Annotated in this window: 19 protein-coding genes; 11 read left to right on the top strand and 8 right to left on the bottom strand. The window is 59.5% G+C overall.

Annotated features, from left to right (window positions below; genetic code table 11):
* Window positions 1-80 precede the first annotated feature (80 nt).
* The 4 genes from HNR11_RS14390 to HNR11_RS13645 form a co-directional block, all read right to left on the bottom strand.
* On the bottom strand, window positions 81-530 hold the full coding sequence (locus HNR11_RS14390) for an ABC transporter permease (protein WP_425488280.1): 450 nt from the start codon (window positions 528-530) through the stop codon (window positions 81-83).
* A gap of 656 nt (window positions 531-1,186) precedes the next feature.
* Window positions 1,187-1,846: an ABC transporter ATP-binding protein gene (locus HNR11_RS13655; RefSeq protein WP_179443094.1), complete on the bottom strand. Its 660-nt coding sequence runs from the start codon at window positions 1,844-1,846 to the stop codon at window positions 1,187-1,189.
* Complete coding sequence (locus tag HNR11_RS13650) at window positions 1,846-2,739, bottom strand: peptidoglycan-binding protein (RefSeq protein ID WP_179443093.1); 894 nt, start codon at window positions 2,737-2,739, stop codon at window positions 1,846-1,848. Before HNR11_RS13650 ends, HNR11_RS13655 begins: the two co-directional genes overlap by 1 nt.
* Window positions 2,740-3,208: 469 nt before the next feature.
* Window positions 3,209-3,814: a hypothetical protein gene (locus HNR11_RS13645; RefSeq protein WP_179443092.1), complete on the bottom strand. Its 606-nt coding sequence runs from the start codon at window positions 3,812-3,814 to the stop codon at window positions 3,209-3,211.
* 2,281 nt (window positions 3,815-6,095) lie between these two features.
* Here HNR11_RS13645 and HNR11_RS13640 point away from each other — a divergent pair.
* The gene (locus tag HNR11_RS13640) at window positions 6,096-7,289 is read left to right on the top strand and encodes an MFS transporter (RefSeq protein ID WP_179443091.1); all 1,194 of its coding nucleotides are present in this window, start codon (window positions 6,096-6,098) and stop codon (window positions 7,287-7,289) included.
* A gap of 257 nt (window positions 7,290-7,546) precedes the next feature.
* Here HNR11_RS13640 and HNR11_RS13635 read toward each other — a convergent pair whose 3' ends face one another.
* Window positions 7,547-7,969 (bottom strand): hypothetical protein, encoded by a 423-nt coding sequence (locus tag HNR11_RS13635; RefSeq protein WP_179443090.1) that lies wholly within the window; start codon window positions 7,967-7,969, stop codon window positions 7,547-7,549.
* A 1,854-nt stretch (window positions 7,970-9,823) separates the two neighbouring features.
* On the opposite strand from HNR11_RS13635, the gene HNR11_RS13630 reads away from it, so the two are divergent.
* The gene (locus HNR11_RS13630; protein WP_179443089.1) at window positions 9,824-10,339 is read left to right on the top strand and encodes an NUDIX hydrolase; all 516 of its coding nucleotides are present in this window, start codon (window positions 9,824-9,826) and stop codon (window positions 10,337-10,339) included.
* Window positions 10,332-10,925, top strand: coding sequence for a DUF4269 domain-containing protein (locus tag HNR11_RS13625; protein ID WP_179443088.1), 594 nt, complete (start codon window positions 10,332-10,334; stop codon window positions 10,923-10,925). Before HNR11_RS13630 ends, HNR11_RS13625 begins: the two co-directional genes overlap by 8 nt.
* Window positions 10,926-11,136: 211 nt before the next feature.
* On the opposite strand, the gene HNR11_RS13620 is transcribed toward HNR11_RS13625, so the two are convergent.
* The 3 genes from HNR11_RS13620 to HNR11_RS13610 form a co-directional block, all read right to left on the bottom strand.
* Complete coding sequence (locus HNR11_RS13620; protein ID WP_179442767.1) at window positions 11,137-11,694, bottom strand: hypothetical protein; 558 nt, start codon at window positions 11,692-11,694, stop codon at window positions 11,137-11,139.
* 193 nt (window positions 11,695-11,887) lie between these two features.
* Window positions 11,888-12,466 carry an RNA polymerase sigma factor gene (locus HNR11_RS13615; protein ID WP_179442766.1) on the bottom strand — a complete coding sequence of 193 codons (579 nt, stop codon included), beginning with the start codon at window positions 12,464-12,466 and terminating at the stop codon, window positions 11,888-11,890.
* Window positions 12,463-12,960 (bottom strand): hypothetical protein, encoded by a 498-nt coding sequence (locus HNR11_RS13610; RefSeq protein WP_179442765.1) that lies wholly within the window; start codon window positions 12,958-12,960, stop codon window positions 12,463-12,465. The genes HNR11_RS13615 and HNR11_RS13610 overlap by 4 nt, the downstream gene beginning before the upstream one ends.
* Before the next feature lie 733 nt (window positions 12,961-13,693).
* On the opposite strand from HNR11_RS13610, the gene HNR11_RS13605 reads away from it, so the two are divergent.
* From HNR11_RS13605 to HNR11_RS13570, 8 genes are all read left to right on the top strand, one after another.
* The gene (locus HNR11_RS13605) at window positions 13,694-14,326 is read left to right on the top strand and encodes a methyltransferase domain-containing protein (RefSeq protein ID WP_179443087.1); all 633 of its coding nucleotides are present in this window, start codon (window positions 13,694-13,696) and stop codon (window positions 14,324-14,326) included.
* Window positions 14,327-14,452: 126 nt separating this feature from the next.
* A complete protein-coding gene (locus HNR11_RS13600) occupies window positions 14,453-14,806 on the top strand; it encodes a DUF6176 family protein (RefSeq protein WP_179443086.1) in 354 nt (117 codons plus the stop codon).
* 162 nt (window positions 14,807-14,968) lie between these two features.
* Complete coding sequence (locus HNR11_RS13595; RefSeq protein ID WP_179443085.1) at window positions 14,969-15,460, top strand: GNAT family N-acetyltransferase; 492 nt, start codon at window positions 14,969-14,971, stop codon at window positions 15,458-15,460.
* A gap of 131 nt (window positions 15,461-15,591) precedes the next feature.
* Complete coding sequence (locus tag HNR11_RS13590) at window positions 15,592-16,059, top strand: hypothetical protein (RefSeq protein ID WP_179443084.1); 468 nt, start codon at window positions 15,592-15,594, stop codon at window positions 16,057-16,059.
* Window positions 16,060-16,901: 842 nt separating this feature from the next.
* Window positions 16,902-17,222 carry a PadR family transcriptional regulator gene (locus HNR11_RS13585; protein ID WP_246310691.1) on the top strand — a complete coding sequence of 107 codons (321 nt, stop codon included), beginning with the start codon at window positions 16,902-16,904 and terminating at the stop codon, window positions 17,220-17,222.
* Window positions 17,223-17,263: 41 nt separating this feature from the next.
* Complete coding sequence (locus HNR11_RS13580) at window positions 17,264-17,848, top strand: HAAS signaling domain-containing protein (protein ID WP_179443082.1); 585 nt, start codon at window positions 17,264-17,266, stop codon at window positions 17,846-17,848.
* Window positions 17,849-17,987: 139 nt separating this feature from the next.
* Window positions 17,988-18,941, top strand: a complete 954-nt coding sequence (locus tag HNR11_RS13575; RefSeq protein WP_179443081.1) for an ABC transporter ATP-binding protein — start codon at window positions 17,988-17,990, stop codon at window positions 18,939-18,941.
* Window positions 18,938-19,801 (top strand): ABC transporter permease subunit, encoded by an 864-nt coding sequence (locus HNR11_RS13570; RefSeq protein WP_179443080.1) that lies wholly within the window; start codon window positions 18,938-18,940, stop codon window positions 19,799-19,801. Before HNR11_RS13575 ends, HNR11_RS13570 begins: the two co-directional genes overlap by 4 nt.
* The last annotated feature ends 59 nt before the right edge of the window (window positions 19,802-19,860 follow it).

The following is a 19,860-nucleotide window of genomic DNA, read 5'->3' as shown; positions in this document are numbered from 1 at the left end:
GAGCTTTCGGAGGAGGCCTCCCGCTGCCTCGACCCCACAGGGCGAGATGGCCTAATGGGGTGCCGGCACAGCAGCCTTTGCTAAGGGGTCCGGAGCACTCGGACGGGATCTTGGCGTGAGGCGTATACAGCAGGCGCCACCGCTGAGAGCGTGGTGGTGAGCACAGCGAGTACCGCAGTCCCTAGAACGAACTCCCAGGGTGGGATCGCCTCAAGGGCGATGGTGAGGCCGACGCCGACGATGGCCCCGATTGTCGCTCCCAGTAACGAGGGGATAAGGGTGCGAGTTACCACCAGGGCAGTGATGATCGTTCGGGTGGCCCCGAGGGCTCGACGTCGTCCTAAATCGGCCCGACGCACGAGCACATCGGCAAGCGTCACCGTGGCGACCAGTAGACCGCCTGTTCCGAAGACGCCAAAGAGCAGGGCCCGACTGAATGTAGTGAAGTCGGAGCTGAGCTCTGTCTGCAGAGCAGCCAAAGATACTGGGGAATTAACAGTCAGGTGGTCCGGCGCTGGAGGATCGAGCATGCTGAGCAGAGTCATTTGAGTGGCGCCTACTACACGGCTGTTCGTAGAGATGACATGCAGGGTCGTGAGTTCGTTGGTTTCTGGTTCCGTGGGGTAGATGATTCCAGCGTCGTATCGTTCGAAGGGGGGCCGCGGCTCGAACATGCCGACCACCGACCAGTTTTCTCCGGAATCGGAGGCAGGGGATTGGACCCACCCCGCGGGATGGTCCATACCTAAATCTTCCATCGCGGTGTGGGACACCAGCGCTTCTCCGGGCATGGGCCATCTCCCTGCGGTGAGGGTCATGACGTCCTCCAGAGAGCCTTCGATACCCCAGGCTGGTACGCGTGTGCCACCGTCTCCAATAGGGCCGTTGAGAACATCTATAGCGGTTAGTGATCCGATGGCTCGATCGACGGTGCTGAGGTGGGAAGCTTGCGAGACGGTAGCGGGGTTGATGAGACCCTGACTATTCGCGGCAGGTTCAGTAATCGTGATGATCCGCGAGCCTGCTGAATTGAGTCGATCGGCCAAGAGAGATTCCGCGGCGGCCGTGCGCCCCACGGTGGCCAACGTGGTCGCGCACATGACCGCTACCAGGACCATGATCAGGGCTGAGGGAACTTTATTGGCCCACGCTGTCTTGAGCGATTCGGCGAAGAACGTCGAGGGCCTCATAGGTCTAAGACCTCGTCGGCGAAGTCGATGACGAAGGGATCGTGGGTAGCGATGACTACGGTTCGACCAGCTGCTGCCCCCCGGTGGTCATGTTCGGTGGTGTGGGAGAGTGCTTCGAGGACCGATTGGGCGTTGGCCGCATCGAGGTTCCCGGTCGGTTCATCGGCCAAGAGCACGGAGGGGTCGGCGATGAGTGAACGGGCGACGGCGACTCGTTGTGCCTGACCTCCCGAAATCTCTCCCGGTCGATGTGTTGCTCTGTGAGCTAAGCCGAGGCTCTCTAGTAACTCTCGTCCGCGCGCTCGAGCCTCGGATGAGCGCCACCCAGCGTAGAGTCCGGGTTCGATCACTGCATCAAGGATTGATCGTGATGGGTCCAGGGCGGCGTCTTGGAAGACGAATCCAATGTCAGCCGCCCTGGTTTTCGATCGGTCGGTATCGGTGGAGGTGGAGACCTTCTGTCCGTGTAAGCGGACGGTGCCCTGGGTGGGGGTGAGCATCAGTCCCAGAATGTAGAGCAAGGTGGATTTACCACGACCAGAGGACCCGGTGATCGCTGTTACGCGTCCCGGCGTAAAGGTATGGTCCAAGCCGCCGAAGAGGTCCTTTTCTGTGCGGTCGTAGCGGAACGAGAGAGACTCTATGGCTAGCGCCATCACTGCTCCCCAGGGCCACTGGAGTCAGATGAAACTCCGGGGGTGGAGCTTGCAAAGACTTTCACCGGCGTGCCTTCCTCGAGGCCTTCGAGGATGACCAGACCTTGGCCAGAACCGATCACCTCGACAAGGATATCGCCGTCAGGGGAACTGACATAGGTGGCCCCGTCAGTATCGGTACGCACCGCAGCCGCCGGCACGGAGACCCCTTCCACAGGCGGGCTGACGATCACCGAGGAGCGCAACGTGATCTCCTCTCCAGCCGGAAGAGTGTCGCAGTACTCACCACAGATTCTGTCCTGCGTAGGGGATGTGAGGGAGTACTCGACCAGGCCGCCAGCTCCTTCTGAACCGGATTCCGCGACCTCGTCGACCACTGCCTCGAACCGGTGTTCACCATGGGTGATCTCCACGGTCGAATCTGCTGGGATCTGCCGGGCCTGCTCGGAAGTCACGTTTAATACGAACTCCCGGTCACCAGTGGTCGCGGTCATCGCTTCTTCGCCACCACTGAGCTGGGACCCTACCTGGATCTGTTCTCCGAGTTCGATAGCGAGGGGAGTTCGGTCGACTGCGACGATTTCCCCGAGCTGGATTGCACCATCGCCAGTGGGGACACCAAGATCGGACTGCCAGGCTGTGACCGCCTGGGCTGTCGTGGAATCATAAGTCCCGGACGGTTCCGCCTCGAGGTATCCCTCTGTGCTGAGGAACGACTGGACTGCCTCTACGTCGGCCCCCGTGGTTCCGGTAGTGAGGTCTCGCCAGAACGGTTCCTCTGATTCGATGATTCGTACTGCCTTGTTGTCGACGAGGTAGGCGATGTCGCCGTTCTGGCGCTGGCCGGGATTGACCTGACGGACTATCCCGCTGAACTGGTTGATCCCGATCACCCGAGACGGCTGCTGAACCGTCGTGGATAGACTCAGCGATCGACCCACAGCGCTCGTCGTGGCTTCTGCCCAGACTTCATTGGTAGACGCTACCTCGGGTGCCTCCCCAGAGCTAGGAGAAAGGGTGGCCCACGCGGCCCACCAACCAGTCGCGACGGCAAGAACAATGACAGCAACGAACACTGCCCATGAACGCCATCGTGAGGTGAGGTTCGGCGTGCCAGTTACTTCCATCACGCGTCGTATGCCTCCACGGAGTCCTTAGATTATGGCCACAGTGAGTGCTTAGGTGCCGCTGGAACAAACCAACACAGTCTGCAGCGCGAGGTCAGAGGTTGCGACAACCAGACCTTGCCGCGTCGATGGGACGCACCCGGGATGAAATCTGTGTCTTCCAAGGGAAGGATGCCTTCAGCGGGCGTATTGCGAAGGCAAGGTACAACACAGTGGAGCCCCATGTCTGATGTTGTTAGCTCTCTTGTTCGTAGGCGTCTATCAGTACATCTGAGGGTGGTCGCATTTCACAGTCGGTGTTATCTAAGAATTGTTCCTCCTTCCCTCGGTAGGGGTTCCACTGCCACCCACTATTTCGGTAATCGTCGATGAAGACCTCCAGAGAGGGAGCTTCGTTGGGCTCCAATCCGTGATCCTCCATGCATTTACTCACTGTCTCAGTGAGATGCCGATACTCGGCCTCTAACACTCCACTGGACATTTCTTCGTAGAAGACGGGATGGAGGGGGTTGCGCACCTCACAGACATACATGGCCTCGTTATAGTGCTCTTCCTGATCGATGTGATAAGACCCGCCGAGCGATCCATCCTCGTAGAGATCAACAGTCCACCCCTGTTCGGCCATGCAGTCAGGGATTCGCTGAGCCTGCTCCTCGGGTGAGAGGACCGGCCCCGAGGATACTTCTGGTGGATCTCCTAAACCGTAGAATTCTTGCCGTCTTTCGAAATGCTCAGCCTGAGACTCAGGAGCATCAATAGCGGACCCATCATGGTCATCGGGGACGGTAGTCTCTGGCTCCTGACTGCAACCGGACGACAGAAGCGTCAGCAGGGCAGTCAAGGGCACTAGTGATCGCGCCGAAGCATGCATCATGCCGCTATCCGGTGTAGCACACAGCGCTTGCGCGGATAAGGGTGTTGCTCCCTGAACTCGCTACAAGCCACGTCGATACATTTTGGAATGGACCCCTGGAGCTCCAGTAGTCCGTAAAAGTTGGTGAGGTGAGCACTCGGACGCTTCCCGTTCGGTTGATATACCTATGTTGAATAGACACGCTCGACGAATGCACGCTGCTGACACCAACTCGATGTCCAGCGAGGCAGTTCACGGGACCGCCGTTGAGAAGTTGCATATCGGAAACACCTGGTATGCGCGGATCAGATTCTACAGTCTCGTCTTCCGAGACGAATCCCGTGGTTAGGAGACCTAAAACACTGATCGCAGCGAGAGTGGATTTCATACCCATGATTGCGGCTTTCTTTTCCTTGTACAGTTTTCTTTAGCTGCACTGTGTCATAAGTCACAGGCAGACACAAGGTGTATTTCAGTGGGCTCGCAGGTTCTGGATGTGAGTGGATAGGCTCACTAATCGCTAACTTAGTTTCCAGACATTGGACCCAGTGGTTTCTGTGCGATAAGTCAACGGCGTCTAGAGCGAGTCTGATAAATGCTAGGCCCAGGTGATGACTCCGTTTAAGGGCCGCCGCGCAGCAGGTGGTGGTGCGCAGCCTTTGCTTCGGGCGACAGGGGCCGCGTGCGACGCCGCAGGCTCGACACACAAATCGCGTTATCAAAAGGAGTCAACTCGCCAAGACGCGACAACTGCGCCCGTACCTATCGGCGGGTTGAGTGTTCGATGCCCGCGGAGGGGTGGCTCGCGGGTCTAGCATCCATTAATTTTTTGAATGAGGATCCGACAGGAGGTCTCACCGGCGATCGAGACACGAAGGCCAGGGATGGAGCTTCGCCCGGGGTTCTTATTTGAGACGATGAAGTATGCGAACCTCTCGACTCTTAGGCCTTGCGAGCGTCCCGCTCTTACTCGTGTCTTGTGCTGAAGGTGCCGAGCAATCGGGCACCGGAGCATCAGAGACTGACGAGGACGTACAAGAACGTATGGACGAGGCAACAGCAGCTCTGGAGGAACAGGGTTTCGAATCCTGGTACGCGTATGCGGTCGAGAACTCGGGCCCTTCCGGCGGAGGCACAATGTTGCCCCCAGAGAATGAGACTACCGCGGTATTTGTGTGGTGTGAGGGCGCCGATCACGGGCCCTCGTTCTCCCTGGACGGTGAGGAACAGGAGGTTATGCCTTGCTCGGAAGAAGGACAAGCCTATGAAGTTCTTACGGACTCCTCGTATGCAGGGTGGCTGGAAATCGAGACGGAGCAGGGCCCCCGTAGTGCACAGTGGGCGTTCGCGGTAGGGGGCACCCTGGACGACAACGCGACCGTAGATATTGCCAACTAGTGCTGGCCGGGTGGTCAAGTGACTTAGTGCGACCTTGGCTTTACGGCCACGCCCCGTGAGTACTGATCAACCCAAGTGAGTTCCGACTCCGGGTCGCCCCGCAGGGCTCTGGTTGAACGCTCGCCGTGGTGAGTCCGCGATCCCCATGGAGCAGGCCAATGTGCACGAATTCAAACGACTTCGAGCAATCCCCGCACCCTCGCAACTACACCTTCCGAAAAGAAGCAAAGAACGACTCGTTCTCGTTGGGGCTGGTTCCTAGAATTCTCACGAGCGCAGCCTTTCGAGGAGTCTGAAAGGACCCAACGGATTCGTTCTCAGTCTCAACGAAGACTTCCACGACCTGACCTTCCGAGGCGTGTTCATCCACCCACGCGAGGACTTCTCTGATGTCTTTGGCCTCTTCCAAGACGTATGCCTCTAAAGCCCAAGAGCCATCGGCATTAGTGGGCCGGTGCCAGATGTCGATTCGGTAAGTCGGTGACCTCTCATCCCAAAGAGGTTCTGAGTGCACCGTTGGAGTGGCTCGTATGGCGCCATGCTATCCAAGTAGCGGCAAAAGCCTGCCCGTAAGCCGGGCGGCTTGCGTGCACGCAACTCCCGTTCAGCGATCGACGCACACTGAGGGATCGGCTAGCGGGCAGCGAGGGATGACACTTTGCGTCGCGCAGTGACCTCCGTCTGTTGCTGTGGCTCGCGGATCTTTCTGGGAGGCTCTTGACTGTTTTGCCCGTGTAACCTGAACCGCAGAGGGCATCACAGCGCACGGCGAGGTCGGGAGTGCGCCTCCGAGCTATGCATGGAGTCCGTGATGCCCCTACCGAACGACCGAGGCCTTCTTCACCTTTTCCGATCCGGCGGCGCCCCGCTCATGATCATCGGCCTGCTAGGCCGCCTCCCCACCGCGATGACACCGATGCTGCTCCTGGTGGCCATACCCATCGGGGGTGGCAGCCTGACTCAGGCAGGAGCAGCTGTCGGGTCCGCCGCGTTAGGAACCGCGACCAGCGGTGTAGTCGTCGGACTGCTCATCGACCGGTTCGGCGCACGACTCATCGTCACGCTAATCGCGGTGATTCAGTCCGCAGCCCTTATTGGTCTTGCAGTGCAGTTCGGCAGCCTCGAAGACACCCTGATGCTCTTGGTCCTAGCGTTCGTCGTAGGTGTTTCCAACCCGGCAATCGGCGCACTTGGTCGTGCGGCCTGGGCCAGGCGCGCTGACGCTGGCGAATTGGACCCTCCCGCTATGCGTTCAGCGATGGCATGGGAAGCATCCTCATCTGAGGCTGCATTCGTCATCGGGCCTGTGACCGCGTCACTGCTGCTGAGTGTGATCGAACCACGCACGGCTCTGATCGGGCTGGCGTTGGTCGGCTTCGTCATACACCTGGAATTCGTGCGACTGGTGCCTCTCCACGTCGCGACCGGCGCTGGAGCTCATCCCGGGCGTCGAGGTGCACCTTCGAGGTCTGTATTAGATGCCAAGGAGGTCCGCCGACCCGCGCTGGTCGCGTCCGCGGCGCTGTTGCTCGCCACCTCTGTCGGTCTGGTCTTCGGCTCCGTTCAGGCATCGCTGAACGCCGTCTTCGCCGCGCTCGAGGTTCCCGCCCTGGTTGGACTGGTCTACGGGGTCATGGGGGCGGGAAGCATCCTCGGTGGTCTCGTCTGGGCCCAGATACCCGACAGGGCGCGAGGCGCCTGGGTGATCCCTGTGGCGGGTGTGGTGCTTACCGGTGTCGGAGTTCTTGTGCTCAGCGCAGGATCCCTAGGGTTCGCTGCATCGTGCGTGGTGTGCGCTGTCGTAGGGCTGTGGCTGTCTCCTGTCCTGGGTGAGGCCTACTACCAGACGAGGGCGGCCGTATCGGAGAAGTTCAAGGTCACGATGATGACGGTCTTCGCCAGCGGAACGAGTGTCGGTGTTGGTATCGGGGCGCCTCTGGCGTCAGGTCTCGCGACGCTTGGGGAGCCCCAGTACGGATTCCTCGGGGTGGTCGTCGCGGGAGTGGCATTTCTCGTCGGGGGCGGGTGCCTCCTGCGGCAGGAAGGAGGCGGTCCGCCCAATTGAGCCGCAACGCCAGGAGTGACATTTGGTGTTGAGACACACAGCCAGACCCCTCGCGCGACTTCAATGAGAAGCGCAGGGCAGGCGGTCTTGGGGTTACTGAGGCACCACTCGAGGGCTTGAGCACGCTGAGGGATCGGCTTGCGCGCAGCGCCGGGTTCATCACCTTGGCACTTTTCCTCGTCGGCTGGAGTGACAAGGAAGCACTGGGCTGCTGGCGAACCCTGTAGCACGCTGTGAGGGGGATCCCGGCGATTCAGTTAGTCGTTGAGGTCAGGAACGCCTTCTTCATTGCGTTGGCCACCGTAATTCTGCTGCATCTCATCTAGCAGGTCGCCGTCGACGGACATCACGTGCCAGTTCGCTCCGCGCAAATGCTCAATCAGGTCCTGCTCTTCCATTTCCTGGACCAGGGCGTCATCCTCGCCGAGTTCCCCAGGGTCGGCCTCTTCATCCCACACTGTGAGCGAGTGGCCTTCCGCGCACATGGCCTGCTCTCCGAGGTCGTACGTCGTGCTAGTCATAGCGTTGCATTCGTGCCCTGCAGACTCCACGGAGGATGAGAGATCTGCGACATCCTCGAACGTTGTATCACTGGCGGCTGCACTACATGAGGTCGCCACCAGAAGAACCGCAAGTATCGGAAAGGCGCCCGTGACGGCCTTTGATGATTTGGTTTTCATATACTCACTATGGCACAGATCTATGCGATTAAAGGGTGTTTAATTCGTTCTCTCGTCCGCGCTCACGCATCTCCCTTGCACCTTGATCATTCCAGGCTGGCGGCGTCCCGCGCCAAGGAACTGGGACGGCCACAGCTGGATCTAGCGGACTCGCTCTCAAATCGATGTGACCCACAGTTCGGTGAGCCGATCGCGCCCGTTGCCCGATAGGAGGGCATCTTGCGGGCACTCGTATCCCAGTGGAGAACTCAACGCCCGCTGAGGGATCCCTTTGTGCAGGATTTGGCAAAAACTCTTTGACCCGAGCCGGCATCAGCTCAGCAGTCGCAGCTCAGGAGAGTCCGGTGAATCGCCGGAGCCAGTGAGTGGCGCAACTATAGAAGCTGCTAATGATGGAACCGAAGGTTTCTTAGCTCTAGCAGACTCCCGTAGAGCCTACGAGTCGACCTCAACGGCGCCACCAACTAGGACGCCAAAGAGACTGAAGTGGGTCTTGCCGGGCAGTTTTCGGTGGTGGCGTTTCATGTTGCGGCGTGAAAGGCTTCCAACTCAAGGGAAAGGGTTAGATCTTGGAAGTTGCCATAGGCGTAACGGTGCTCGTACTAGGGATACTTGGATTAATAAACCGTAGAAAAATCGCCATATCTGCCAGGAATAGTCACAACCGATTATATAATACTGACAAAGATGGACTGCATTTTGCGCCCTTTCAAGTTATTATCCCATCAGTTGGCGCTATAGTCTGCGGCTTAGTTTTCATCGCTATGGGGATCTTCGACGGCTAAGCACAGGCCCTGGGTTGACACTCAGGTACGAGGAACGTCGCCCCAGTGGGGTGCACTAAGAACCGCCTGAAGGACTCAACCTGGCCGCTCTCACATCCAGAAGCCACCCAGGGGTCAAACGTGAGAGCGCGAACGTGAAACCTCAGGAACGGAACGACCACCCCATGTATCTACCTGCCTTGCTGCTCGCCCCGGTCCCCTTGTTTCTCGGAGCTCTCCTCATTGCGAGGAAACACCACGTCCGCAGGGTGGCGGTGTCCATTAATGACAATATCTATGGATCCCTAGGGGAATCGGTCGGCAGACGAACCACACCCATAACCACGGTCGTCGCCGGAGCCGCATTCATACTTTTCGGCATCGGCCTGGCCATCTACGGGATCACCGGACGGTGAGACAGCTGTGTATTGAACGCGTTCGTCATGTTTGTGACCGGTGTCACCATCACCGCGGAGCAGCGATCCGTCGTCTCGGGACCCAGAGGTTGGGGCAGTAGATGGAACACCTAACCCCCGATTGCCAAATCCGCGAGATTCTCCAGCCGTGAGTCGTAACAATGGGGGCAACACGATCTTGGAGCGCCCGAAGTAGCACTTGCCCGTAAGACGGCCGGCTTGCGGGCACTTTTCATGTACTCCAAGACTTGATGCCCGCAGAGGGATCCTCTACCGAACAGTGTCTAGGCTCAACGAGAACAGCCGTGACCGCGGCAAAACTACAACTTCGTGGCCAGGGCGACCTTGGCAGCAATCGGTTGAGCTCGACGCTCTCGTCCCAACTGAGTCCCGGGTCACTGAGGTCATTTGCGGCCAGCGCTATTGTCCACGCCTGGTCCAGGATCTCGCGCCCAGCCGCAGTGATCTGCACGAGGCGCTACGACGCACGGTTCTCTGCGAGGTTCGAGTTGTTCGCCCATTTGTCCTCAAGAGATGGACGAGAACCATCTGGGCAGGTGTTCTGAAGAAGTTCCCTGTGCGATGTCAGAGTTCGAGGCTGTCGTGCTGCAGTGGATCCGGTTGTCTTTCTGGGGCAGAGAAGGGCAAGGCGTGGCGGAAGCTAGGCTGGAATGATGAGCAGTCTGATCGAGTACTCAGCCGGTATGAAGAAACAGTTCACCGCCACGGGCTATGTTGTGAACCAGGACCACACCCGCATGCTGATGATCTTTCACAAGACCCTGGAGTGCTGGCTCCCCCCAGGCGGGCACGTCGATCCGGACGAATACCCCGCAGATGCTGCCCTCCGAGAAGTGCTCGAAGAGACCGGGGTGCGAGCCAGACATGTTGGGGCGGGTGCTCTGGACTTGGAGCTGGATGACCCGACAGAGGTTCAGCTGCCGACCCCGCTCGCCATGGCGGCACAGCTCATTCCAGAGTCACCGAAGGACGTCGAGCGCATCCACATGGATGCGATGTACCTCCTGGTTGCTGACGATCACGCCGATCTCACGGCACTGGAATCCGAAGTGCACGACGTTCGCTGGTTCACCAAGAACGAGGTCCTGGGTCTGAGCGAAACCAAAGAAGGCGTCCGCAGGTTCGCCCACAAGCAGCTCCAAGACATCTCCGTGGACCCCCATGGATGAGCCGACGACGAGCAGCGCAAGTGCCCTCTCTGTCGCCCAACGGACAGCAGGCACCAGCGTGGTGGGTGACGCTGAGAAGAAACTCCTGGACACCGACTATCTTCGGGACGGAAACCCACGACATCGTTCGGCCGCTCTGACTCTGGACGCGTTGGGCCTCGACACGATCACCGGTGTCCAGGAGTGGGCGCTGGCGGGCACTGTTCCGTTGGATGTCGACCTTCCAGAATCGGATCTAGACATCTTGATCTGCGCGCCAGAACCCGGAGTTGTCCGCGATGCTCTCACCGCACGCTTTGCTCACAAGCCGGATTTTGCGGAGTGGCCGCATGGGAAAGAGGCTGGCGCGTGGTGTGTGTCGTTCCGGTCGGAGGTCTACCTGGTTGAGTTCTTCATCCACACCACAGCGATCCGTGAACAGAGAGCATTCCGGCACTTGGTGGTGGAGTACATCCTCCTCCAGCGCCATGGTTCTGTTTTCCAGGAGGAGATCAGGAGCCTCAAAGCCTCTGGACTCAAGACCGAGCCCGCATTCGCTGAAGCTTGGGTCTCGACGGAGACCCCTACCTCGCGCTGCTGGATCTAAGAGTCATTAAGTAGCTCCCCGCGAAATGCCGACGCCACTTGCGAGCCGATATGAGCCGCATTGGAAATCTAACTCTCGCCCGTGAAAGCTCGTCTTGCGAGCACTGACGCCCCGCTCGAGGATTCTGTGCCCGGTAAAAGGATCCTTCTTCGTGCGGGACACTGGATGCCACCATCAGCGCCCCGCGAACTTGAGTCTCACGGGTCTACGATCAAATGTCGTTACTGTCCTGACCGTCCTCATAGAGCGCGATGCATTCCTCGCTAGCCCCCTCGAAAGGGGCGCCTTCGCCACTAGGCATCTCCCACTCCGCTCGATCCTGGGACTGACTCCATAAGATCTCGTATGTGTCTTGGTCTGTCATGTCGGGTTCGCGCACGGCAGTGCTGGTCTCTGAGCCCTCCCAGCAGGCCCGGAATTCTTCGTAGAGAGCCCAGCTTTCTACTTCGATGAAATCCGGGTGACACTCAGGGTCGGGCATCGGCTCACCTTCTTCCCAGTCCTGTGGCCATCCTGCTGGTTCGCGGTCTTCGTTCTCGTTCAGAGCGTCAGCGTCAGTGCAATGAACTGTTAGCTCATTCTCAGGATCAGCCGGGTCCCACGCCTCGGTCGAATCACCTGCGCCTGCGGTAGATGTCGCAGTGGGTGTGGCTGACTGTACGGAGGCATTTTCCACGGTTTCGTCGCCTCCAGAAGCACAGGCAGTCAGCAACAGCCCGGCAAGTGTCGCAATAGCTAAAGGGGTGGTGTGGTGGGGGTGTAGTGACATTATTGCGCAATCCTTATGGTCGTATTAGAGGCCTATAAAAATAGTGACACCAACTAAAACATTCGGGAAGATCTAGCCTTTCGGCCTACGTGCGGACATCTCGGCTGCTTGGATAGCATCGCGTCGTGCGAGCCACTCCGACCGTGCACTCGGTGCCCCTGAGTCATTGGCGGATGTGGCATTAGGCGTTCATTCAGTCGATGCCAGTCACGCGTTCATTCCCAGTAAAGGTGTTGAGGTCCACGTGGGGGAGCGTGGCTGGGCAGTGCTGGGCCTCTGAGTTACCGGGTTCGAGAGCTTCTCGAAGTTGTTGCTTCGCCCGTTGGTAGCTTCCTCGCGCGGTGGAGGAGGGGAGGCCCAGTATCTGACCGGCGTCATTGATGCTGAAGCCTTCCCAGTGGATAAGTCTCACCAGTTCAGCCAGAGCGGGGTCGAGTTGTTCGATGGCGTCGCGGACTTCGACACCGTCATCGGCCGAGTGTGATGCCTCATCCGGGTGCAACAGCTTTCTGAGTTTGCTGGCCAACCGGTGGCGACGACGAGCTCCTCGTTCGGAGTTCTTCAAGACGTTCCGGGCGATGCCGAAGAGCCACATCCGGGAAGATTCAGTACCTTCGGGGTGGTCCTTCTCGCGTTGCCACGCGGTGAGCATGGTCTCGGCCATCAGATCTGCTGCCGCGTCTCGGTCGGTGCGGCGCTCGAAGTAGTGCAACAGGTCGATGGAGTTGGCTCGCAGCGCGGTCTCTACTGGGGATTCTCGTGAATGGGTCATCCACCAACACCCCCACCGGTGTCTTCGTGGGCGTCCATATCGTTGTACTCGGTCAGTGGGCTACCTTCGAAATCTGCTCCGGGGCAGGAGTGCCCCATGAGGTATCCGCCTACGCGAATCTCTTCCATGGCGTCGTAGTAATCGGCTGTGACGCTGAGGGACAGCTCGGTATCTACAGCATGGAAGTATGCGTCGTCTTCGGTTGTATCTGGAGCGCCAGGGAAATTTCTCTGCATCTCGAGTGTTTCCTGAAACCTGTCGGTTTCCACCAGCTCATCAACTCTGGCCTGGGCATCTGAGTACATCTCGCGGGCGAAGGCGTCTTGTTCATCGGTCATCAAGTAGTCCCCGGTGTTCTCCACGCCAGGCGGGCCCATGCTGAGCATCCGGAGCTCTACTTCGCATTCGGCGCCGCTGGGGAGCTCGAAGCTGTAGCTCGCGTGCGGTTCTATTCCTCTGTCCGACCAGAAGTCGCGCAGCTCGACCACGGCCACTGCCGCAGTGGCGGTGCCCAGCAGGGCGAAGGCAGCGAGCCCCAAAGCGGCACCACGTGAGAGACGAGACCGCCCAGACCGGCGGCGCCCCTGGACCTGCTCGCGAGTTGCGGCGGAGAGCCTGTTCAGCTCTTCTTGAAGTTCATCGGTCGCCGGCGTGCCGTTGGGCGCGGAAGAGGCCAATCGGACGTCTAGAGGATCATCGCCGTCTGGTGGTTGGCTGTGGTCATTAGGTGAGCCAGTCATCTTGCGCTCTTTCCACTGGTAGGTGACTACCTTCTCACCTAGTACATGTCCGGCCGAGCCCAAAACGTCCGCTTCAATTCTACTTTTTCATAGATTTTCCAGTCGGAGCCGGACGGTCGGTGGCCGTGGATCTCAAGGGTCACCGTATGGTCGGTCCTGCGGCGACTGTCGCTGCGACTCGCAGACTCGAACTACTCGGAGATGAAGGAGTGTACGGTGCACGATCGCGACCGTTGTGCGATAGCCGGGGGTCTTGAGGGCGCGCGTATTCCAGTCGGCGGCTCAATGCACGCAGAGGGATCCCTCTGTGGGCAGGTGACATAGACCGGATGCGAGGTTGCGGCAGGGGTTCAGCTAAAGGTGTTGAGATAGCGCGGGCCTGCCGCACTGATCGGCAGCATTTGATCCGGCTTGCCTGCGGGCAGCCCTGGAGCATGTCCTTGCGTTCGAACGCTATTGCGCTGAACGCTGCTGACACACTTGCCCCATGGAAGTTTCTTCGAACTACACCTCTTACGCCGCCAAGATGCGCAGACTTGTCACCTCAGGGGTGAATCTGGAAGCCGATGCCCGTTTCATCGACATGCTCGTCCAGCCTCAGGCTCGACTCCTGGACATTGGGTGTGGGGTCGGAACCGCCGTCAACGCTCTGAGGCACCGCAACCATCCGGCCTACGGCATCGATCCCTCCCAACCAGTCCTCGACGTCGCAACGGATCTATTCAACCCAAGTTGGTATCACCAGCTCGATGCCAAGGAAGTATCGAGACAGACACTCACAGAACTGGGGCTTCCAGCGAAGTACGAGGGACTTCTCATGGCTGGAAATGTCCCGGCATTCCTGACGGCAGATGAGCTCCACGCGATATTCATGACCGCGGCGCAGCTGCTGGTCCCGGCAGGACACTTGGTTACTGGCACATCAACTGAATCGCGGGGCGGTCCCAGAGATCAAGACAAGGCGGCACATGACTCTGGGCTCACCCTGTATCAGCGGTTCTCCAACTGGCACCTAAGGCCGTTTCAAGGGGATCCATGGTGTGTAAGTGTCTACTTAGCGCCTGGCACACCAGCAGTCCATGAGGGACCCGACGGGATTTTCATCCTGCCCAGTGCCTAGGGAAATCCTCTGCAGGCATCCAGCTCTTAACCGGACGATGAATGTCCGTAGGCGACCGTCTTACGGGCAGTGGGGAAGCACCCAAGAGCCTGTCTCAAGGGCAACTACACATGAGACCCTTGATTCATGCGTATTGAACTCACTCGATTCCGCGTCCAAGCAGGAAAAAAGCAACAAGTAGACGAATGGATGGACTTCCTCCGATCCAACATGGAGGCAGTGCAGGAAACTCTCGAACCTGAGCAAATGTACGTGGAAACAATCTTCTCGGAGACCATCGAGGGCGTGGACTACCTCTACTGGTACAGCGTCCAGGGTGAGGACGGTATCGAGCTTCACGAGTCCTCACACTGGCTCGATGCGAAGCACACCGAATTTTGGGAGTCCTGCATCGATTCCGCCTTTGCTCCGGTCGACCTCACCGAACAGCTCACCATGATGCCTACCCGGGTTCTCGACTCCATGCGTCCGTTGACATAGACCACAAGAATGGGCCATCGCCACGACGGAACCACTCAGAGCAGAACAAGATCTCACGACCTCGTTCGCTGAGCGATCGGGCGCGTGCCGCACGGATCACTGAGCCCTCCAACGGGGTCTATTTGCTTGCACGCGTTCACTGATGCCAGGAGGAATAAATTGGTGCTGATCAGGTCGGCAACACCAGACGACGTCGAGAGCGCGCGGCGCATCAGTGTGGCCAGCGGCCGCGAACGCTGGGAACCGAACGTGTTCGTCCCAATGCCTGATCGATTGGTCCTCGTCGCGGAACTAGAAGGTGAACTCGTGGGCGTCGCCAAGACCCACTCCCATAGAGAGCCCGACAGCGGCTCTCCAGCCGGTCACTACCTCGGAGGCGTCATGGTCACCCCAACCCACCGCCGCCGAGGCGTCGCGGCAGCACTGACCCAAACACGACTGAACTGGATCTGGTCCCTCAGCGACCACGCCTACTACTTCACGAACGAACACAACACGGCTTCGATTCAATTGCACGCGACGTTTGGCTTCAGCTCACTCGGTCGATTCCCGGCTATCCACGGTGCAACTGCTGACAACGGGGCTTCAAGACTGATTCTCTTTGCAGCACGGAAGGAGCAGCCGGTGCCCGTTGCTGATTCCACGGCACACTAGGCGATCCGTTTACGGGCACTGCTCTGATCAGTAGTCGAGGCCTTTTGGTCGCAGCGAATAGCAGACGTCTCAACTTCGCCCCCTACCCTCGAGTTGGAAGTAAACCCCTTGACCCCAATGGGGAGTCCCGCATGCGCACCCATACCGCTAGAGCCGGACTTTTCGCCCTGGCGCTTTTCCTCGTCGGTTGTGGGGAAGGCGAAGCGCCAGACAGCTCCGAACCCTCTGGCACGCTAGCCGAGGAGGAGCCCAGCTATGAAGGCCATGCGACAGGGGAGCTCAGCGACCCAGGTTCGGCGAGTCCAGATGATGAGGTCATTGAGATTGGCATCCAGAGACTCGGTTGTGCGAGCGGGGAAACGGGTGAGATTGTCGATGTCGAGGTCGATACCGGTGAAGATCAGATCGTCATTGAAGCGGCTGTTGAACCCCTAGAAGGCCCCGCCGACTGCCCGGGGAATGAGGTCGTCCCGACCGATATCGACCTCGGCGAGCCAATCGGTGATCGAGACCTGGTGGACGGTGTCTGCGAGCATGAACGAGCTGCTGAGACAACGATGTGTGACACTTCTGTGCGTTGGTCCGGGGGCGATCGGTAACTCGGATGGGCTAACGCCCCAGCGACTGGCCGGTCGCTGAGCCTACCGACCAGGCAGACACAGATCGTGAACCTGACACGGGCCACCTTCTGATGATCGGAAATCGGGGCGCTGGTTGCCTTCTTCGACCTTGCTAAATTCCCCCGATTCATCCATGTAGATCGTCTTAGGCGCACCAGACCTAAGGAAAGCGTCGAGTTCTGCTTCGGTGTCGACATCCACGTTGGTCTCAATGCTAGCGATGTCGCGGAACTCCTCTGTGGACGTGGTGGTCTCCGAAGTTGTGGTGCACCCCGCAACGACGAAGCCGATTGCCATCGTCATACCGACAGCGCTTCTACGTATTCGTCCGTCTCTACTCATCGCAATCTCCTTTGCAGGAAAGCCATGGCGGTTAGGCTTTCATCCACAGTATTTCTTTCTCCAGCGTATCTCGCAGTGGAAAGGATAGTCCTGCGACGACACAAGAACCTCAGAGGCGATCGGTGGCCCGCTGCGCGCCACACGGTTGATTATCGGATCATCGGCTCACGGGCCACTGCCGGAGATCTCCCGCCGCAACGGGTAGGGGGACATTGCGTGAGCACTGAAGCCAGGAGCATGACTTCGCTGGTATCGAGGCGATCGGCAGCGGCGGGCGCCGCAGGGTGGTGCTGACGCGTCGCGGGGCATCGTCGAGAACCTGGAAACCCTGCTCCTTCGTTCTTCGTTTAGGTCGGGCCCACGGAACCCCCGCGGCCTCCCGTGGTGTCCGCAGTAGTCCTTGGCGGAGTTTATCTTGTAACAAGTCGAGACAACCAGGTACTTTGTATGACATGGAACCTGGTCGAGCAAAGAAGTCGATGTCAGAGCTGCGGCGCGGCACCGTCGTCTTCTGCGTGCTGGCCCTGCTAGATGAGCGGGAACGATACGCCGTCGAGTTGGTCAGCGATCTCGCTGACACCGAAGCTCTCGCTGCGAGCCAGGGCACCATCTACCCATTGCTCTCACGGCTACGTGACGACGGCTTAGTGGCCACCACCTGGCAGGAATCACCCGCGGGCCCCCCGCGCCGGTACTACCGGTTGACCGACCAGGGGCAACGATCTCTGGAGACGTTCCGTGAGGAATGGGTCCACTTCCGGGAGGCCGTGGATCAGCTGCTCCAGAAAGGCCAAGCGTGAACCCGTCGATGACTACACCGATTACTTCGAGGAAGACCGATATGAACGACGCTGAGCGGCTCATTGCCGACTACCGCGAACGGTTAACACAGGCCACCTCCGACTTACCTGCGGGACATCGCGCCGAGCTGTTGAGTGATATTGACACTCACCTCTCTGAGGCCGTCTCGCAGGCACCCGATGAAGCCAGTGTGCTTCAGATGCTCGATGATCTGGGAACCCCAGAGTCGATTGCGGACGCTGCGCGGGAAGAAGCTGGTGTCCTACCCAGGGGACGGACCGATGGCAGCCTCTTCTACGACGTGCTCTCTGTGCTGGTTCTATCACTAGGCGGGTTCGTCGTACCGGTGGTGGGCTGGATTGCCGGAGTGATCATGATCTGGAATGGCCCCCGATGGACCATGACCGATCGCTGGGCCGGCACACTCGCATGGCCAGCAGCGATCGCCCCACCGTTTGCATTCCTGTTTGCGACCCACGCGATCCCGCAGTTCTCGCCGGCACCGGCCTGGATCTTACTGACGGGCCTGTTCTCCATCGTTCTACTTGTGGTGCCGATGGTTCACCTGCTGCGCGTCGCGGCTCGACGACGCTCACCAGATGACCGTCACCCCGTGAAACCTTGAGGCTCGCCTGGGCAGGATCCGGCTAGCCCGCACCTCAGAACATTGACCCGTATCTACTGAGGGTCAGAATCACGCGACGAACAAGAACGTGCAACGAAGTAACGCAATAAAGCAGTAAAGCAGTAAGGGAGTCGAACACTTGATCACCGCTGAGAACCTCCATAAGAGGTACGGAGCAAAGACCGCAGTCGATGGCATCAGTTTCCAACTGCAGCCGGGGAAGGTCACAGGCTTCCTCGGTCCGAATGGTTCCGGGAAGTCCACCACGATGCGCATGGGGGTGGGCCTGGACAGGCCGACCTCTGGATCCATCACGATCGATGGAAAACCCTACGCCCAGCACAAAGCGCCGATGCGCACCGTGGGCGCCGTCCTCGACGCCGGGGCCACCCACCCGGGGCGCACCGGCAAGGCGCACCTGAAAGCCCTCGCTGCAACCCACAAGATCAGCAACAAACGGGTCCAAGAGGTCATCGACCTCACCGGCCTGGGCGAGGCAGCCGGCAAACGCATCAAGGGCTACTCCCTGGGTATGAACCAGCGGCTGGGGATCGCCGCGGCGCTCTTGGGAGACCCTGCGGTGTTGATCTTCGATGAACCTGTCAATGGGCTTGACCCCGAAGGTGTGCGCTGGGTGCGCCGCCTGGCCCGAGATATGGCTGCTGAAGGCCGTACGGTCTTCTTCTCCTCGCATCTGATGAGCGAAATGTCTCAGACAGCAGATCACCTGATCGTCCTGGGTCGCGGACGTCTCATCGCCGACGCTCCTATCCATGAGCTCCTCGACGCAGAAGATCAGCAGGTCTTGGTGCGCACAGAGCAGGCCGCTGATCTGGCCAATGCCCTGAGCGCTGACGGTGTGACCATCACCCACCTGGATGCAGAGACCCTGAAGGTCGGTGGGCTGGACCCCCGCATCATCGGACGCCGCGCACTAGATACCCAGGTCGTGCTCCACGAGCTAGCCCCGCAGGAGACCAGCCTCGAGGACCAATACATGAAACTCACCGGCGACCACGTTGAATACCGCTCCGGCGGCACCACCCAGGAGGCCACCCAGCAGGAAGCCACCCAGCAGGAGGTCACACAGTGAACCCCACACATACCAACACTGCAGCTGCGCGGACTTTCTCCGTAGACACCACATCCCCCGGGGTAAGCCTGACTGGGGCCATCCGATCAGAGATCGTCAAGCTCAACGCGCTGCGCACCTGCTGGTGGCTCTCGGTCATCACCATCGGCCTGGGCGGTTTCATGGCCGGTGTGGTGGCGTTCTCCGTCCAGCACCTTATGGCCGATAATCCCGGCAGCGCTGGCGACGCCATGGAGGTAGCGACCCAGGGCCAAGCCGGCAGCTACTTCGCCATGTTCTTACTGGGCTCTCTTGGTGTGATCGCAATCTCCACGGAGTGCTCCACCGGGGCTATCCGATCAAGTGTGACCGTAGTGCCGCGGCGATCACTGTTGCTCAGTGCTAAGGCTGTGGCTCTTGTGATGTGGGCGGCTGTAGTGGCGGCCATTCTAGTCGTAGCGAGTCACCTGCTGACCAGCTTTATCGCTGAGTCATTGAGCCCGGGGGACATCTTCGATGCTGAGATCGCTGCGATGTACGCCGCGACCTGGGCCACGGTGACGCTGACCGCGCTGCTGGGCTTCGGCTTAGGAGTGCTGCTGCGCAGCGCGGCCGGAGGCATCGTCGTACTGGCAATCATTCTGTTCGTGATGCAGATCGTGACGGTGATCCTCTATGACATCACCGGTGGCGCCGCCTGGGTAGAGACCCTGCTGCAGGTCGAGTACACGAACCTGGTGAACACTCTTGTCAACCCAGGGACTGGTCAGGGTGGCCTCATCGCAGCCTTAGAGCCTTGGCAGGCAGGTATCGGCCTACTGATCTGGGTGGGCGTCCCACTCACACTGGGAGCGCTGCGCTTCACGCGCAGTGACGCCTAACGAGACAAGCAAAGACCGGCAGCGCCGACGCCTCGGCACCAACGACGAGATCCCATCAA

The sequence above is a fragment of the Nesterenkonia sandarakina genome, from assembly GCF_013410215.1.
Classification (GTDB): Bacteria; Actinomycetota; Actinomycetes; order Actinomycetales; family Micrococcaceae; genus Nesterenkonia; species Nesterenkonia sandarakina.
Note: the sequence above shows the minus strand (reverse complement) of the source record. Positions and strands in the feature narration are given on the sequence as shown.